This is a genomic window from Micromonospora sp. MA102 (assembly GCF_025460765.1).
In the GTDB taxonomy this organism is placed as follows: domain Bacteria; phylum Actinomycetota; class Actinomycetes; order Mycobacteriales; family Micromonosporaceae; genus Micromonospora; species Micromonospora halotolerans.
Genome location: NZ_JAMWEG010000024.1, coordinates 1 through 16,766, shown reverse-complemented (window position 1 = coordinate 16,766; position 16,766 = coordinate 1). Strand labels below are relative to the sequence as shown.

Sequence of the window (16,766 nt, the reverse complement as noted above, 5' to 3'; positions counted from 1 at the left end):
CATCCGGCGCGGGTCCGGTTGGCGGCTAGCCGGAGAACGGCTCGAACTTGACGACCGTCACCTTGATGTCGGCCCCGCTCGGGGCCGTGTAGGTGCAGGTCTGGCCCGCCTTGCCGCCCAGGATCGCCTTGCCGAGCGCGGACTCGGGGCTGTAGACGGTGAGGTCGGTCGTGGAGGCGATCTCGCGGGAGCCGAGCAGGAAGGTCTCCGTGTCGTCGGCGTCGTCGTCGAAGTAGATCGTCACGACCATGCCGGGCGACACCACGTCGGCGGTCGGCGCCTCGCCGACCTTGGCCGTGCGGAGCAGCTCCTTCAGGTAGAGGATGCGGCCCTCGGCCTTGCCCTGCTCCTCGCGCGCGGCGTGGTAGCCGCCGTTCTCCCGCAGGTCGCCCTCCTCGCGCCGGGCGTTGATCTCGGCGGCGATCACCGGGCGGTTGGCGATGTGCTCGTCGAGCTCGGCCTGCAGGCGGTCGTACGCGTCCTGGGACAGCCAGGTGGCGGGCGCCTCGTTGTCATTGGTGGACACAGGCGATCTCCTCGGTTGGTGCGGACTGGCTGACAGGTGAACTACCAATTTACCAGTGCGGGCCGGGCCAAGGTGTCGCCGATCACCCCGGGTGCCGGCGGTGGGACCCGGGGTGCGTGTGTCCCGGCGGCTCGCCGGGCTGCCGGCTCAGCCGGCCGGTCGGCAGCGCAGCACCTCGCCGATGAAGGGCCGGGCGGTGGTGGGCACCTCCTGCCGGGCCCGGACGTGGCGTTCGCCGGGCGGGGCGGTCACCGTGGCCTCGACGTGGCCCACCTCGGCGCCGTCGTGGGAGCGGGCCCGCAGCAGGCAGGTCGCCGAGCCGCCCTCCGGGACCGTCACCCGGAAGTCGACCACCACCCGGGAGTCGGTGATGTCGGTGTAGGTGATCAGCTCGGCGCGGTAGTCGGGGTCGCCGTACTGGCTGTAGAGCCGGGCGGCGACCAGCCCGAGGAGCGCCAGCAGGACGGCCGCCACCAGCACGAGCAGGAGGGGACGGCGGCGCCCCGGCTCCCGGCGGCGGCCGTAGCGGCCGGGCGGGAAGACCGGTGCGCCCGATGGGACTGTGGCGTGCGTCTCGCTCACCGGCGGGTATCTCCTGGCGTTGTTGTCGGCGGCATCGGCAAGAATGGCAAAGTCCATCTTCCCAGCCCGGCGCTGAGTCAAGAATGGCAGGTCGGCCCCGCCGCCGATCGGCCACCACGGGGGCTTTCGCGGGCGCGGGGGGAGATTCCGGCAGGTCAGCCGGGCGGGCCCGGGCGGGCCGGGCCCGGTTGGGCACAGACGAGGAGCGCCGAAGGTGGCAGAACAGCTGCGGCTCATGGCGGTGCACGCCCATCCCGACGACGAGTCGAGCAAGGGCGCCGCCACCATGGCGAAATACGTCGCCGAGGGGGTGGATGTCCTGGTCGTCACCTGCACGGGTGGCGAGCGGGGCAGTGTGCTCAACCCCAAGATGGACCGGCCCGACGTGTGGGCCAACATCGGCGACATCCGCCGCGCCGAGATGGACGCGGCCCGGGCCATCCTGGGCATCGAGCAGGCCTGGCTCGGCTTCGTGGACTCGGGGCTGCCCGAGGGCGACCCGCTGCCGCCGCTGCCGGGGGGCTGCTTCGCGCTGGAGGACGTCGAGGTCGCGGCCGCCCCGCTGGTGCGGCTCATGCGCCAGTTCCGCCCGCACGTCGTCACCACGTACGACGAGGAGGGCGGCTACCCGCACCCCGACCACATCATGACCCACAAGGTGACGGTGGCCGCCTTCGAGGCCGCCGGCGACCCGGACCGCCACCCCGAGCTGGGCGAGCCGTGGCAGCCGCTCAAGCTCTACTACGACGTGGGCTTCTCGCGGGCCAAGATCCTGGCCCTGCACGAGGCGATGCTCGCCGCCGGCCTGGAGTCGCCGTACGGGGAGTGGATGAAGCGCTGGGAGGATCGCCCCGACAAGGGCGAGCGGATCACCACCCGCGTCGACTGCGCCGAATACTTCCCGGTCCGCGACGACGCGCTGCGCGCCCACGCCACCCAGATCGACCCGGACGGTTTCTGGTTCCAGGTGCCCATGGACCTGCAGCAGCGCGCCTGGCCGACCGAGGACTTCCAGCTCGCCCGCTCGCTGGTGGACAGCCCGCTGCCCGAGTCGGACCTCTTCGCCGGGGTGCGCGAGACGTGCCATGCCCGTTGATTCCCGGGCGGGCTACGCTGGTGGTCAGCCGCACATCGGAGGAACACCATGCTGACCACCGCCCAGGTGCTCGCGGAGAACAACTTCGGTGACACCCGCACGGGTGGTCTGGCCGGCCCGATGGGCCTCTTCCTCATCGTGGCGCTGGCCATCGTCACCGTCCTTTTGATCCGCAACATGAACGCCCGGCTGCGCCGGCTGCCCGACCGGTTTCCCAAGCAGGGCGGCCCGGCCGAGCCGGGCCGGACCGATGCGACAGTCGCTGATCCGACAGACGGGACCGCCGCGCAGGATTCACCGACAGACGGCCCCAACGGCTCCCAGCAGCGCCGGAACGGCTGAACACCGCGTGAATCACGCCGAAGCCGGTCGTCAACCCCTGTTGCGACCACCGGGTTTGGCTTAGCCTTCCGCCGGGGGGACCGAAAGGCCCTGAGCCGTGCGCGGAAGGGGGGCGCCGATGTCGATGGCAACTACGGCCCCCGACCGTGCCCCGGGGTCGCCGCCTGACGGGGTGGGTCGGTGACCTCCGGCCGGGCCGGGGATCCCCCCGATCGGCTGGGCCTGCGCGGCACTCCGGTCGGCGTGCTGCTGCTGACCTCCGCCGTCGCGGTCACCGCCGTGGTGGCCGCCGTGGTCGGCCTCACCATCCCCGCGCACCTGCCCCCGGACGACCCGCTGCCCGGCTTCGCCCGGTTCGGCGTGGCCGTCGCGGCGTTCGGTGTCGCCCAGCTCGCCCGGCTGCGCTTCCGCACCGCCTCGGGCATGGTCAGCATCACCTGGGGCGAGGCGGCCCTCGTCGTCTGCCTCTACCTGGTGCCGGCCGGTTGGCTGCCGGCCGCCGCCCTGCTCGGCACCGGTGCCGCGTGGACGACGATGTCGCTGGTCGCCGATCGCCGGCCCGCGCTGGAGCTGATCCGGATCGCCGGCTCGCTCACCGCCGCCACCGCGCTCGCCACCGCGGTCGCCAGTGCGCTCGGCCGGCCGCTGCTCGCCGCGCCCACCCCCGAACTGGCCCTGGCGCTGGCCGCCGCCGCAGTCGTCTACCTGTTCACCACCGCCTGGCTGGGCGGCGCCAGCCTCGCCCTGCTGCACGGCATCCCGATCGGGCCGCCGCTGCTCGCCGCACTCCGCGGCAAGCTGCTCATGTTCGTCGGCAACGTGGCGGTCGGCCTCGTGGTCGTCACCCTGCTGGAGGTCGACCCCCGCTGGCTGCTGCTCCTGCCGCCGCCGCTCTGGCTGCTCCAGCAGACCTACCGGCACCGGCTCCGGGCCGACCAGGAGCGGCGGACGTGGCGGGCCTTCGCCGAGGCGACGGCCGCGCTCAACCAGCTCGACGAGCGGGGCGTGGCGACCGCCGCGGTGACCGGGGCGCTCACCCTGTTCGGCGCCGAGCTGGTCGAGGTGGACGTGGCGCGGGGCGACGCCCGCTGGCACCGCTACCGGGCGGACACCGGCGCGCAGGTGCGCGACCGCGAGGTCGAGCCACCGTCGGCCACCGGGGCGGGCGAGCACGAACTGGTCCGGCGGCTCACCGTGGGCAGCGCCGAGGTCGGCCAGCTCCGGGTCCGGTTCCCCCGGTCCGCCCCGCCCACCGCCCGGGAACACGACGGCGTCGCGGCGTTCGGCGATGCGCTGGCCGCCGCCCTGCACGACGCCGCGACCCACCGCGAGCTGCGGCTGGTCACCGCCCGCTCGTCGTACGAGGCGGTGCACGACCAGCTCACCGGGCTGCTCAACCGGGCCGCCCTGCTGGCCAAGGGCGACCAGGCGTTGCGGCAGCGCGCCCACGACCACCCGGTGGCGCTGCTGCTGCTCGACATCAACCAGTTCAAAGAGGTCAACGACACGCTCGGGCACGCGGCCGGCGACCAGTTGCTGCGGCTGGCCGCGAGCCGGCTGACCACCCTGGCCCGTCCGGGCGACCTGCTCGGGCGGCTCGGCGGCGACGAGTTCGCCCTGCTGCTCACCACCGTGCCGGTGGTCGACGACCGGGCCGCCCCGCTGGCGTACGCGCTGCGCCAGGCCCGGGAGATCGCCGAGCGGCTCGCCGCGCCGACCGAGGTGGCCGGGGTGCGCATGTCGGTCGAGGTGGCGGTCGGCGTGGTGGTCGCCGACGCGGGCACCGCCGACCTGACCGAGCTGCTGCGCCGGGCCGACATCGCCATGTACCAGGCGAAGGAGGGCGGTGGCAGCGTCGCCGCGTACGACAGCTCCCGCGACGCGGCGAGCACCGACCACCTGGCGCTGCTCGCGGAGCTGCGGGAGGCCCTGGCGGCCGACGACCAGCTGGTGCTGGCGTTGCAGCCGGCGGTGGACCTGGCCACCGGCGCACCGACCGGGGTGGAGGCGCTGATCCGTTGGCGGCACCCGCGCCGGGGCTGGCTCGGCCCGGCGGACTTCATCCGGCCGGTGGAGAACAGCGAGCAGCTCGGCACCTTCACCCGTTACGTGCTCGACAAGGCCCTCGCGGTGGCGGCCGACTGGGCGCGCGAAGGGCTGGACATCCCGATCTCGGTGAACCTGTCGGCGCGCAGCCTGCTCGACCCGCGGCTGCCGGCCGAGATCGGCGAGGCGCTGCGCCAGCACCAGGTTCCGCCGCACCGGTTGGTCCTGGAGATCACCGAGACGGTGGTGATGAGCGAGCTGGAGGTCATCGACGAGGTGCTGGCCACCCTCCGCTCCATGGGTGTGCAGCTCGCCGTCGACGACTTCGGCACCGGGTTCTCGTCGCTGACCTTCCTGACCCGGATCGCCGTCGACGAGTTGAAGGTGGACCGCTCCTTCGTGCTCCGGATGGCCGACTCGCCGGAGGCCGCCGCCATCGTGCGGACCACGGTCGGGCTCGCCCACGAGCTGGGGCTGCGGGTCGTGGCGGAGGGCGTCGAGACCGCCGAGCAGCGGGCCGCCCTGGCCGAGCTGGGCTGCACCGCCGCCCAGGGCTACCACTTCTTCAAGCCGATGCCCGCGGACAAGATCGGGGCGGTGCTCGGGTCGCTCGCGGCCACGGCGCGCGGCAACGTCTTTCCGCTGCGCGCCGACGGCGCCTCCTGACCGTCCCGCCCCGCCGGGGCCGCTCGCCCCGGCGGCGCGGATCGGCCGATCGTGTGGTCAGCCGCGGGGCAGCACGTCGTCGAGCACGGTGGGCAGGGCCGCCCAGTCCGCGGAGGCGATGCTGGCGTGCGCGCGGGCCAGCTCGGCCACCCGGGCCGCCGCCGCGTCGGCGTCGCCGGCGCCCACCGCCGGCGGGACGTTCTGCGCGTCGGTCATCACCAGCAGGTAGTGGTTGGCGTCGTACCAGGCGGTGTCGACGCCTCCGGTGACGTACGCCGTGGCGTCGCCGTCGAAGAGCACGAACCAGGGCCGCAGGCTCGCGTCGGCGTAGCGGGTGCGCGGGTCGCCGGCCTGCGCCCGGTGCACGGCCGGGAAGGCGCGGGCCGTGCCCAGCGTGCCGGCCGCCGCGAGGCCGGCCAGGTGGCGGGCGTACTCGACGTCGGTCCAGAGGGTGTCGGTCGGGTTGCCCTCCTCGACGGTGCCGGGGATCAGCTCGACGATCACCCGGCCGGAGAGCTGCGCCCGGCTGGGCCAGGCGTCGGCGCGCGCGGCGGCGTCCAGGCCGGCGTGGCCGCCGAGCAGGTCGGCAGGGCGGAACACCCGGTCGCCGAGCCGCGCGGCGAGCACGGCGTCGAGCTGGGCCGGCCCCTGCCCGGTACGCCCGCTGAAGCCGGTCTTCAGCTCCAGTTTGAGGACGAGCGGGCCGGCGTCGGGGTGGGCGCCCAGCCAGAGCCGGATGTCGTCCAGGCAGTGCTCCAGGTTCCGGTTTCGCGTGCCGCCGTAGAGCTGGGCGGCGCTCGTGGCGGCCACGCAGTTGTTGTCGTTGCCCAGCGGGTTGGAGTGGCTGACCCGCCACTGCCGGGTCAGCACGTCCGGCCAGACGTCCAGCTCGATCAGCCCGGGCCGGGCGTCGAGCGCCTGCGCCAGGTAGGGGTAGGTGCCGCGCTCGTAGGCGTTGTGGACCCCGACGCCGGTGGTGGCGGAGTACCGGGTCTCCGGCGGGATCGCGGCGGTCGCGGTGCCGGGAGCCAGCACCGGTCCGGCGAGGGCGGCGAGGGCGAGCAGGGCGGGGAGTCTGCGCATGAACCGTCTCCTTCGGACGGCCCGGCGGCCGCCGGGCATGCGCTGATTCAAATCAACAAAGATGAATATCGGAAGGACGGATCGTGTCCCGCGGTCGCGTCACCCACATCGGGGCCGAACGGGGCAGCGCCCCCGGGTGTCGTTCCCTGGCCCTGGGCGTGACGGCGCACCACCTGCGTCGCGCGCTTCATGTCCAACTTCGGGGGCGGACAGCCGCGCGGTCGCAGTGCGCTCGATATGGTCGTCAGGTGAACCGACTCGCCGACGCCACCTCGCCCTACCTGCTCCAGCACGCCGACAACCCGGTCGACTGGTGGCCCTGGTGCGACGAGGCGTTCGCCGAGGCGAAACGGCGCGACGTGCCGGTGCTCATCTCGGTCGGCTACGCGGCCTGCCACTGGTGCCACGTGATGGCGCACGAGTCCTTCGAGAACGAGGGCGTCGCCCAGCTCATGAACGACGACTTCGTCTGCGTCAAGGTCGACCGGGAGGAGCGGCCCGACGTGGACGCCGTCTACATGACGGCCACCCAGGCCATGACCGGCCAGGGCGGCTGGCCGATGACGGTCTTCGCCACGCCGGACGGCACCCCGTTCTTCTGCGGCACCTACTTTCCCCGGGCGAACTTCGTCCGGCTGCTCGGCTCGGTCGCCACCGCCTGGCGCGACCAGCGGGACGCGGTGCTCCGGCAGGGCGCCGCCGTGGTCGAGGCGATCGGCGGCGCGCAGGCCGTGGGCGGCCTGACCGCGCCGCTCACCGCCGAGGTGCTGGACGCCGCCGCCGACCAGCTCGCCTCCGAGTACGACGAGACGAACGGCGGCTTCGGCGGCGCGCCGAAGTTCCCGCCGCACATGAACCTGCTGTTCCTGCTCCGGCACCACCAGCGCACCGGCTCGCCCCGGAGCCTGGAGATCGTCCGGCACACCTGCGAGGCCATGGCCCGCGGCGGCCTGCACGACCAGCTCGCCGGCGGCTTCGCCCGCTATTCGGTGGACGGGCACTGGACGGTGCCGCACTTCGAGAAGATGCTCTACGACAACGCCCTGCTGCTGCGGGTCTACACCCAGCTCTGGCGGCTCACCGGGGACCGGCTGGCCCGGCGGGTGGCCCGCGACACGGCCCGGTTCCTCGCCGACGAGCTGCACCGGGCCGGCGAGGGCTTCGTCTCGGCGCTGGACGCCGACACCGAGGGCGTCGAGGGCCTCACCTACGTCTGGACCCCGCAGCAGCTGATTGAGGTGCTGGGGGAGGAGGACGGCCGCTTCGCCGCCGACCTGTTCGAGGTGACCGAGCAGGGCACCTTTGAGCACGGCACCAGCGTGCTCAGGCTGGCCCGGGACATCGACGACGCCGACCCCGCGGTGCGCCGGCGCTGGCAGGAGGTGGTGGGCCGGCTGCTCGCGGCGCGCGACACCCGCCCCCAGCCGGCCCGCGACGACAAGGTGGTGGCCGCCTGGAACGGGCTGGCGATCACCGCGATCGCCGAGTTCCAGCAGGTCGCGGCGCTCCGTGCGTCCCCCGAGGACGAGGACGCCAACCTCATGGAGGGCGTCACCATCGTGGCCGACGGCGCGATGCGGGACGCCGCCGAGCACCTGGCGGCCGTGCACGTGGTGGACGGTCGGCTGCGCCGGGTCTCCCGGGACAAGGTGGTCGGTGAGCCGGCCGGTGTGCTGGAGGACTACGGCTGCGTGGCCGAGGCGTTCTGCGCGATGCACCAGCTGACCGGCGAGGGGCGATGGCTCGTCCTGGCCGGGCAGCTGCTCGACGTGGCGCTGGCCCGGTTCGCCGCACCGGACGGCGGCTTCTACGACACCGCCGACGACGCCGAGCGCCTGGTCACCCGGCCGGCCGACCCGACCGACAACGCCACCCCGGCCGGCCGCTCGGCGATCGTCGCGGCGCTGGTCGCGTACGCGGCGTTGACGGGGGAGACCCGGTACCGGGAGGCGGCGGACGCCGCCCTGTCGACGGTCGCGCCGATCGTCGCCCGGCACGCCCGGTTCACCGGCTACGCGGCCACGGTCGGCGAGGCGCTGCTCTCCGGGCCGTACGAGATCGCGGTGGTGACCGACGACCCGGTGGGCGACCCGCTGGTGGCCGCCGCGCTCCGGCACGCCCCGCCCGGGGCCGTGGTGGTGGCGGGCCGCGCCGACCAGCCCGGCGTGCCGTTGCTGGCCGACCGGCCGGCGCTGGGCGGGCGGCCCACCGCGTACGTGTGCCGGGGGTTCGTCTGCGACCGGCCGGTGACCACGGCCGAGGATCTGGTCGCCCAGCTCACGTGACCGGCTCCTCGCCCCCGGCGGCGGGCCGGAGCGGCCCGGGCAGCGCGTCGAACCACTCCAGCACCGCCCGCTCGTACGCCAGCCCGAAGCGCAGCGTGGCCACCGCGTACGGTTCGATCTCGTCCGCCTCCGGTGGGAGCGCCGCGGCGGCGGCCTGGTAGTCGGCGAGCCGTGCGGCGTGGGCGGCCCGGTGCGCGCCGAGGTAGCCGGCGAGCCGGTCCGGCGGGAGGTGCCGGCCGAAGAGCACCGTGAGCAGGAGTGGGAACCGGATCGTCTCGTCGGCCGGGGGGCGGGCCGTCCACTCGGTGAAGGCCCGGCGCCCCGCCTCGGTGATCTCGTAGGGCTGCCGGTCGCGTCGGCCCCGCTCACCGGCCCGGACCAGCCCGGCGGCCGCCATCGCGGTCAGCTCCCGGTAGACCTGGCTCTGGGTCAGCGACCAGAACGCCCCGATCCGCTGTTGGGCGACGGTGACCAGGTCCCAGCCGGTCATCGGGCCGTCGTGCAGGAATCCCAGCAGCGAGGCGGCGGTGGCGTTCAACGGCCGGTCCGGCATCGGTCGGTTCTCCTTCGCGAATCTCCTTGACATCCCATTGTGTCAGGTCCGATGCTGGACCCTATCGACCTCCCACATTGGGATGTCGCGGGAGGGGGACCCGTGCACACCGTTCTCGTCGTGCTCCACGCCGCCAGCGGCATCACCGGGCTGCTGCTGGCGCTGCCCGTGCTGCTCGCGCCGAAGCGCCGCGGCCGGCACACCCTGCTCGGCCGCGTCTACGCGGGGGCCGCCCTCGGGCTCAGCCTCAGCGCCTTCGGACTCTTCGCCTACGACCCGGGCCGCCTGTGGGGGCTGGCCGTGCTCGGCGCGCTCACCCTCGGCTGGCTGGTCGGCGGCCTCTGGATCGCCCGGCGCCGGCCGCGCGGCCTCGGTGCCCGGGGCTGGCGGATCTGGCACCTCAACCTGATGGGCAGCACGGTGATCGCCTTCGTCACCGGCTTCGCCGTGCAGATGACCGGCGGGCACCTGGTCGCCTGGCTCGCCCCGACCGTGATCGGTTCGCTGCTGATCGCCCGCACGACCGCCCGCGAGATCGCCCGGGCGCCCCGCCGCATCGCCGTCGCCACGAGCTGACCCGGGCCGTCGCACCCCGGTTCGGGAAGCCCGAACCGCGGCGGGGCGGCCCTTCCTCGCCGCGTCGGGGAGGTCTGGACCCCGGCAGGGCGGCCCTCCCCGGCCGGGGCTGGCCGGCGTCCCGATAGGCTGGCGGCGCTATGGATTCCCGTACCGGACTGCCTGTCGTCGGCATGGTGGGCGGTGGCCAGCTGGCCCGGATGACCCACCAGGCCGCCATCGCCCTCGGCCAGTCGCTGCGCGTGCTCGCGCTCGCACCGGACGACGGCGCCGCCCTGGTCGCCGCCGACGTCCAGTACGGCGACCACACCGACCTCGCCGCCCTGCGCACCTTCGCCAAGGCGTGCGACGTGGTCACCTTCGACCACGAGCACGTGCCCAACGCGCACATCCGCACCCTGACCGAGGAGGGCGTGAAGCTCTTCCCGCCGGCCGAGGCGCTGGTGCACGCCCAGGACAAGCGGGTGATGCGCGAGCGGCTCGGTGAGCTGGGCGCGCCGAACCCGGTCTGGCGCCCCGTCGAGACCCCGGCCGACCTGCTCGCGTTCGGCGCGGAGATCGGCTGGCCGGTGGTGCTGAAGGCCGCCCGCGGCGGCTACGACGGCCGGGGCGTCTGGATGGTGGACGACGGCACCCAGGCCGCCGAACTGGCCACCACCCTGCTGGCCGGGGGCACCCCGCTGATCGTCGAGGAGCGGGTGGCGCTGCGCCGGGAGCTGGCCGTGCAGGTGGCCCGCTCGCCGTTCGGTCAGGTCGCCGCCTATCCCGTGGTGGAGACGGTGCAGCGGGACGGCATCTGCGTCGAGGTGCTCGCCCCGGCGCCCGACCTGCCGGAGGAGCGGGCCGTCGCCGCGCAGCAGCTCGCCATCGACCTGGCCACCGCGCTCGGCGTGGTCGGCCTGCTCGCCGTGGAGCTGTTCGAGACGCCCACCGGGCTGGTGGTGAACGAGCTGGCCATGCGGCCGCACAACTCCGGGCACTGGACCATCGAGGGGGCCCGGACCTCCCAGTTCGAGCAGCACCTGCGGGCCGTGCTCGACTACCCGATGGGGGACACCACGCTCACCGCGCCGGTCGTGGTGATGGCGAACGTGCTCGGCGGCGAGCCGGGCGGCATCTCCATCGACGAGCGGCTGCACCACCTCTTCGCCGCCGAACCCGGGGCCAAGGTCCACCTGTACGGCAAGCAGGTGCGCCCGGGCCGCAAGATCGGGCACGTCACCGTGCTCGGCACCGACCTGGACGACGTACGGGCCCGGGCCGCGCGAGCCGCCCGCTGGCTGCGGGAGGGGCGCGAGTGAGCACCGTCGGGCTGATCATGGGCAGCGACTCGGACTGGCCGACCATGCGGGCCGCCGCCGAGGCGCTGGACGAGTTCGGGGTGCCCTACGAGGTCGGCGTGGTGTCGGCCCACCGCACCCCGGTCAAGATGATCGAGTACGGCCGGTCCGCCGCGGACCGGGGCGTCAAGGTGATCATCGCCGGTGCGGGTGGTGCCGCGCACCTGCCCGGCATGGTCGCCTCGGTCACCCCACTGCCGGTGATCGGCGTGCCGGTGCCACTGAAGTATCTCGACGGCATGGACTCGCTGCTCTCCATCGTGCAGATGCCGGCCGGCGTGCCGGTGGCCACGGTGTCGATCGGCAACGCCCGCAACGCCGGGCTGCTCGCGGTCCGCATCCTGGGCGCGTCCGACCCCGCGCTGCGCGACCGGATGGCCGCCTACCAGGCGAGCCTGGAAGAGCTGGTCGCCGAGAAGGAGAAGGCCCTCCGCGCCTCGCTCACCTGAGTCCCCCGCCGGGACCCCTGCGCGGACCCGGCACCCTCTGCCCGCCCCCGACGGCGAGTGCCCACCCCTCCAGTTTCACCGCATCCCGCGGAGGGCCGTCTGGAGGCGCTCCTGGGCGCGGCGGCGCCGCTCGTTGCTCGCGCCGAGCACCAGCAGGACGAAACCGACCGGGATCAGCACGAGCCACGGGCCGAGGCTGACCAGCGCGTGCACTGCGGCGATCGCGGTGACCGTGGCGCCCACGATCACTGGCGCCTGCTGCTGGCTCGTCGAACCGAAGATCAGCACCGCGACGGCGCCGAGCAGCAGCAGCACCTGGCGCAGCATGCTGGACTCGGTGGCCAGCACGATGGCCAGCGTCGGCAGGAACGCGGCGACCAGGGCCGGCCCGTACGCCACCCAGCTCGACAGGTCCGGCCGGTGCCGCAGTTGCAGCACCCCGACCAGCAGGGCGAGCAGCGCGAACGGCAGGGTGTAGGCCTCGGGCAGCGCCACGTCGGCCGTCCGCATGAGGATCCACCAGGCGCTGATCTCGCAGATCACCACGCCCCAGATGAGCAGGCTCCGTTCCGCCGGCCGCCGGCCCGGGCGGCTGGCCGCCATCCCGAGTACGGCGCCCCAGGCGGCCAGCAGCGCGGCGATGTGCCGGGGCGAGTCGTAGGCCAGGGCCAGCGCGATGAGCGCGGCGGCGTGGCCGCTCCACTCCACGGTGGCCGCCTCCCGGTACGCCTCGGGCCGGCGCAGCCGGGGCAGGGCGGCGGCGAAGACCTGGAGCGCCGCCCCGACGGCCAGCACCCCGAACGCGGACCAGACCGCGGCGAGCCCGGCCACCAGGCCGAGCGTGAGCACGAAGAGCTGGGCCATCAGCGAGGCGAACAGCCAGCCGAGGATGCGGGCCCGCTGGGTGGTGCCGAAGAGGGCGGCGACCGTGCCCACGCCGACCGCGCCGCCCAGCGTGAACAGGGTCAGCTCCCGGGTGGCGAGGCTTCCGGAGAGCCCGGCGTTCCCGGCGGCCAGGCCGATGGCGAACACCAGCACCCGGGCGACCCGGATCGAGCGGGCCGGCTCGGCCAGCGCGGGCGGCGGGGTGAGCGCCAGCCCCAGCATCGAGACGGTGAAGACGGCCAGCCCGGCCGTCGCGGTCACCGGCCAGCCGCGGCCGAGCGCCACCGGGGTGATCAGCAACGTGAGCGCCGCCCCGGGCAGGACCACCGGCACGGCCCGGGACCGCCGGCCGCCGGTGAATCCGACAGCGGCCAGCGCCGCCGTCGCGGTGAGCAGGAGCGCGGTGAGCACGTGCGTCGGGTCCACCGCCTCGGGTGGCGGGGTGAGCAGCCCCGGCGGGGGGCCCTGCCAGACCCGGGACACCACCTGGAGCGGCTCGACCAGCGCCACCACCAGCGCCGGCGCCAGCGTGGCCAGGGCCAGGGCGGTGGGCAGCGCCGCCGCGGCGAGCGCACCGGCCGCCGGGCTCACCCGCCAGCGCCGCTCGGTCGGGTCGTCCGGCGCGCGGCGCAGCGCCCCGTTCAGCAGCACCGACCAGCGGCGGATCGGCTGGGCCGAACCGACCGGTGGCACGGTGGCGGCCCGGATCAGCTCGGCGAGCACGCCGAGCAGCGCCGCCGCGGCGGCGTACACCCCGGCGGGTAGATGGGTGATCACGGCGGCGGCGGCGCTGACCGTCGCGCCGCCCACCACGGCCACGCTCGCGAACGGCAGGTACTGCGGAACCTGCCGGCGGACCGCCGCCACCGCGGCCAGGCCGATGCTGGACGCGGCCAGCGCGGCGGTGAGCACCACCTGCGGGGGTCGGTCGTACTCGACGGCCAGGGCGGCCACCGCCCCGGGCAGCGCGAGCAGGGCGGCGCCGGCCGCCGCGCCGCCGACCTGCACGAGGTGCGCCGGCATCCCCTCGGTGCGGACGTCCTCCACGAGCGCCGGCGCGAGGGCCCGGGCCAGGGCGGCCACCGTCACCCCGATCAGCGCGATGCTGCCCAGCGCCAGCGCGGTGGTCCACGGGCGCACCAGCCCGGCGCCGGCGGCGTGCAGGGCGACGACCCCGGCCACCGTGGCGCGGGACAGCGCCGCGCGCGGATCGGCCGCGGCCACCGCCGCCATCCCGAACACCGTGGCGACCATGGCGCCCACCAGCACCGGCGACCACCAGGGCAGGTCGAACGCGGCCGGCGCGCCGATGGTGGCCAGCACGGCGGCCGCGCCGGCGACGTCGTACCGCCAGGGCGCCGGCAGCAGGATGCCGGCGGCCACGGCCAGCAGCGCCAGCGCGACCGGCGCCTGCCAGGTGGACCCGCCGGTCGGCGCGGCCGGCCAGCCGCTCAGGTCGCCGGCCCAGATCGGGCCCGGCGTGGCCAGCACGCCGACCCCGCCGCGCAGCGCGCTCCACGCCGCGATGAGGCCGATCAGCGCGCCGCCGGCCGCGATGCCGAGGACCGGCCCGCGCCGCCACTCCTCCGGCATCGCCCGCGCGGCGACGGCGACCACCGTGACCAGCGCCGCGGCCACCACGAGCTGGCCGCCGGGGGCCAGCACGGCCGCGATCCGGACCAGGGTGGCGATGAGCGCCACCGTGGTGGCGGCGAGGGCCAGGTCGGACCCGTCGAGGGACAGGTCGGCGCGACGGCCGGCGTCGATCCGGGGGGCCAGCGCCAGCAACGCGGCGGCGACCAGCAGCAGCCCACCCAGCCAGGCGTCGGCGGTGGTGGCGCCGGGCGCGCCGAACGCGGCCGCCGCGACGGCCACCGCGCCCAGCACGGTGCCGAGCGCGTGCGGCATGGTGAGGTGCCGCTGGGCGACCTGGACGAGGGCGGCGTAGCCGAGTGTGACGCACACGCCGAGGAAGCTCGCCGCGAGGATCGGGACGGTGACCTCGCGCAGGTTCGCCGGGGTGGGGGCCGGCACGGTCGGCACCGTGGCGGCGACGAACGCGGCCACCGCGCCGGGCAGCGCGAACGCGGCCCCGCCGGCCGCCCAGGCGCAGACGGTGTCCGCCGCCGCGGCGGCGATCCGGACCCGGGGCGCCAGCGAGACCAGCGCGCCGGCCAGGAACAGCAGGGTCAGCGCGGCGGCGGTCAGCGCGGGCCGGGCGAGCGCGGCTCCGGCCCCGATCAGCCCCAGCCCGGCGGCGGTCACCGAGTGGGCCACCGCGGCGCGCTCGGTGCCCGCGGTGAGCCCGAGCACGCCGATGGCCACCGCGGTCAGCAGCATCGGCCAGCAGGCGGTCGCCCAGCCCAGCCCGAGCGAGGCCGGCACGGCGAGCGCGGTCAGCCCGGCGCCGACCACCGCGAACTCACGCCGGATCTCCGCCGGCAGGGCCACCACCGCGGCGACGGTGAGCAGCAGGGCGCTGGCGGCGAGCTGCCAGCCGGTGGGGCCGACCGCCGCGGCCAGCTCGGCGTGCCATCCGCTCAGGTCCGCCGACCAGGCGGGAAGCGCGGCGCGGACCGGGGCCAGCCCGGCGCGCAGCGCGCCGCCGGCCACGACCAGGCCGCTGACCGTGAGCGCCACCGCCGAGGCGAGCTGCGGACCCCGCCGGGCCGCCTCCGGTACGCCCCGGACGGCGAACCCGGTGAGCGCGATGACCGCGGCGATGAGCAGCAGCGACCGGCCGGGGAAGGCGACCGAGGCGACCCGGCCCAGCGCGCCGATCACCGCGAGGGTGACGACGCCGGCGCCCACGTCCGGCAGCGGCGGCCGGCGCAGCACCAGCGTCCCGGCGAGCCCGACCAGCGCGGCGAGCAGCAGGACGGCGCCCACCCCGGCGGCGGTCGGCACGGTGGTGGCGCGCAGCAGGGCGGTGACCGCGTACGCCAGGGCGACGGCGACCGCCGCCCCGTGCAGCAGCCAGGTCAGTTCGCGCAGCCAGGGCACCGGTCGGGCCGGCGGGACCCGCTCCGCGCCGGCCGGCGGCTCCGCGCCGAGCACCTCGCCGGACTCCTCCGGGTCCGACTCGGGCCGGCTGTCGGCGGCGCGCTGCCGGGGCGGGGCGGGCTCCGGCGGCGGGCTCGGCAGGTCACGCCGGACGGGGCGTTCGACCACCACCGCCGAGCGGGCCAGCGCCAGGTCGGCCACCGCAACCACGGTGAGCACCAGCGCCCACCCGGCCGGCCCGGTGATCCGCTCGTACGCCAGCAGCGGCAGCACGGGCTGGGCGGCCAGCACGGTGGCGAAGCGGGGAGCCCGCAGCCCGGTCCAGTAGGCGTACCCGAACGCGACAACGGTGGTGACCAGGAAGATCGACCCGGAGAAGGCCGGGCCGGAGGTGCCGCCGCCGACCCGGTCGACGGCCCAGAGCGCGTACCCGGCCAGCGGCAGCAGCAGCAGGCCCACCGCGGCGATCGTCTCGGCGGTCGAGGTGAGCCCGCGCCGGGCCACCACCGGCGGGGCGAGCAGCATCAGCACCGTGGCGACCAGCAGCACGCCGAGCCGGGCCAGCGCATCCATCGAGCTGGTGGCCACGGCGGCGAAGACCACCGCCGCGATGCCGAGCAGCAGCGCGCCGAGCCCGAGGGGGATGTTCTGCACCTCCCGGGACGACGCCTCGGGCGGGTGTTCCGGGTTGTCCGCGTCGAGCCACTGTGGGCGGCCGCGCGGCGGCGACGGGGGGAGGTCGTCCGGGGCGGTCGGCGGGGTGCCCTGGCGGGGCACCCGCGGCGGGGCGCCGGTGGTGGCGGTCGGCGGGCGGCGACCGGGCCGGCGGCGCAGCACGCGGCGCGGCCGGGTGGCCTGCTTGATCCGCTCCTCGCCGGCGTGCGCCAGGATGTCCCGCTGGAAGAGGGCGGCCTGCATCTTGGCGGCGATCTGCCGTTGCTCGCGGGCGATCTCGGCGTCGCGGGCCTTCATCTCGGCGATCGAGCGCTCGATCTCGGCCAGGTGCTCGGCCCACTGTGGCTGGTCGGCGCCGCAGTGCGGGCAGGCGACGGCGGGCTTGATCTCCCGCCCGCACGAGGCGCACCTGAAGGTCTGCACGACACTCTCCCGTCCGGTCGGCCCCCGCGCGGTGAACCTCCCAGTCGCAGCATGCCTTGAGCGGGCCCGGATTTCGACAATTGCCGGCGCGTTCCGGACAACAAAAAGGGCCGGCCGGCGGCCAGGTTGCGGCGGAGCAGCTCGTCCAGGCCGGGCTCGTGGATCGGCACCTCGCCGGCGTTCAGCTTCGCGATCTTGTCCGTGTCGACGTCGAAGCCGAGGACCTCGTAGCCCAG

The 16,766-nt window shown here is 75.5% G+C and carries 12 protein-coding genes and 1 pseudogene; 7 read left to right on the top strand and 6 right to left on the bottom strand.

Going from position 1 to position 16,766, the window contains the following annotated elements; translation table 11 throughout:
• Positions 1 to 25: 25 nt before the first annotated feature.
• Positions 26 to 526, bottom strand: a complete 501-nt coding sequence (gene greA, locus NFX44_RS30445) for a transcription elongation factor GreA (RefSeq protein WP_091313749.1) — start codon at positions 524 to 526, stop codon at positions 26 to 28.
• 147 nt (positions 527 to 673) lie between these two features.
• The gene (locus NFX44_RS30440) at positions 674 to 1,108 is read right to left on the bottom strand and encodes a DUF4307 domain-containing protein (protein WP_262287043.1); all 435 of its coding nucleotides are present in this window, start codon (positions 1,106 to 1,108) and stop codon (positions 674 to 676) included.
• Between the two features lie 214 nt (positions 1,109 to 1,322).
• Here NFX44_RS30440 and mca point away from each other — a divergent pair, with 214 nt between their 5' ends.
• The 3 genes from mca to NFX44_RS30425 all read left to right on the top strand — a co-directional run bounded on the left by mca (position 1,323) and on the right by NFX44_RS30425 (position 5,258).
• Positions 1,323 to 2,204, top strand: a complete 882-nt coding sequence (gene mca / locus NFX44_RS30435) for a mycothiol conjugate amidase Mca (RefSeq protein ID WP_262287042.1) — start codon at positions 1,323 to 1,325, stop codon at positions 2,202 to 2,204.
• A gap of 48 nt (positions 2,205 to 2,252) precedes the next feature.
• Positions 2,253 to 2,546, top strand: a complete 294-nt coding sequence (locus NFX44_RS30430) for a hypothetical protein (RefSeq protein WP_262287041.1) — start codon at positions 2,253 to 2,255, stop codon at positions 2,544 to 2,546.
• Positions 2,547 to 2,762: 216 nt separating this feature from the next.
• A complete protein-coding gene (locus tag NFX44_RS30425) occupies positions 2,763 to 5,258 on the top strand; it encodes a bifunctional diguanylate cyclase/phosphodiesterase (protein WP_262287112.1) in 2,496 nt (831 codons plus the stop codon).
• A gap of 57 nt (positions 5,259 to 5,315) precedes the next feature.
• On the opposite strand, the gene NFX44_RS30420 is transcribed toward NFX44_RS30425, so the two are convergent.
• Complete coding sequence (locus NFX44_RS30420; RefSeq protein WP_262287040.1) at positions 5,316 to 6,341, bottom strand: phosphatidylinositol-specific phospholipase C domain-containing protein; 1,026 nt, start codon at positions 6,339 to 6,341, stop codon at positions 5,316 to 5,318.
• 248 nt (positions 6,342 to 6,589) lie between these two features.
• Here NFX44_RS30420 and NFX44_RS30415 point away from each other — a divergent pair, with 248 nt between their 5' ends.
• On the top strand, positions 6,590 to 8,626 hold the full coding sequence (locus tag NFX44_RS30415) for a thioredoxin domain-containing protein (RefSeq protein ID WP_262287039.1): 2,037 nt from the start codon (positions 6,590 to 6,592) through the stop codon (positions 8,624 to 8,626).
• Here NFX44_RS30415 and NFX44_RS30410 read toward each other — a convergent pair.
• A complete protein-coding gene (locus NFX44_RS30410) occupies positions 8,619 to 9,179 on the bottom strand; it encodes a PadR family transcriptional regulator (RefSeq protein WP_262287038.1) in 561 nt (186 codons plus the stop codon). The genes NFX44_RS30415 and NFX44_RS30410 overlap by 8 nt on opposite strands.
• Before the next feature lie 102 nt (positions 9,180 to 9,281).
• On the opposite strand from NFX44_RS30410, the gene NFX44_RS30405 reads away from it, so the two are divergent.
• The 3 genes from NFX44_RS30405 (at position 9,282) to purE (ending at position 11,544) form a co-directional block, all read left to right on the top strand.
• Positions 9,282 to 9,755, top strand: coding sequence for a hypothetical protein (locus NFX44_RS30405; protein WP_262287037.1), 474 nt, complete (start codon positions 9,282 to 9,284; stop codon positions 9,753 to 9,755).
• A 140-nt stretch (positions 9,756 to 9,895) separates the two neighbouring features.
• The gene (locus NFX44_RS30400; protein WP_262287036.1) at positions 9,896 to 11,056 is read left to right on the top strand and encodes a 5-(carboxyamino)imidazole ribonucleotide synthase; all 1,161 of its coding nucleotides are present in this window, start codon (positions 9,896 to 9,898) and stop codon (positions 11,054 to 11,056) included.
• Complete coding sequence (purE, locus tag NFX44_RS30395) at positions 11,053 to 11,544, top strand: 5-(carboxyamino)imidazole ribonucleotide mutase (protein WP_262287035.1); 492 nt, start codon at positions 11,053 to 11,055, stop codon at positions 11,542 to 11,544. The genes NFX44_RS30400 and purE overlap by 4 nt, the downstream gene beginning before the upstream one ends.
• Positions 11,545 to 11,619: 75 nt before the next feature.
• Here purE and NFX44_RS30390 read toward each other — a convergent pair whose 3' ends face one another.
• Together NFX44_RS30390 and NFX44_RS30385 are read right to left on the bottom strand one after the other, a co-directional pair.
• Positions 11,620 to 16,530, bottom strand: a complete 4,911-nt coding sequence (locus NFX44_RS30390) for an SCO7613 C-terminal domain-containing membrane protein (protein ID WP_262287034.1) — start codon at positions 16,528 to 16,530, stop codon at positions 11,620 to 11,622.
• 110 nt (positions 16,531 to 16,640) lie between these two features.
• Positions 16,641 to 16,766 (bottom strand): annotated as a pseudogene (locus NFX44_RS30385) (hypothetical protein); the annotation flags it as partial.

Bases quoted from the DNA above. Each gene is read 5' to 3' on its own strand.
- NFX44_RS30430 (WP_262287041.1), top strand. From the start codon at position 2,253: ATGCTGACCACCGCCCAGGTGCTCGCGGAGAACAACTTCGGTGACACC.
- NFX44_RS30420 (WP_262287040.1), bottom strand. From the start codon at position 6,341: ATGCGCAGACTCCCCGCCCTGCTCGCCCTCGCCGCCCTCGCCGGACCG.
- NFX44_RS30410 (WP_262287038.1), bottom strand. From the start codon at position 9,179: ATGCCGGACCGGCCGTTGAACGCCACCGCCGCCTCGCTGCTGGGATTC.
- NFX44_RS30400 (WP_262287036.1), top strand. From the start codon at position 9,896: ATGGATTCCCGTACCGGACTGCCTGTCGTCGGCATGGTGGGCGGTGGC.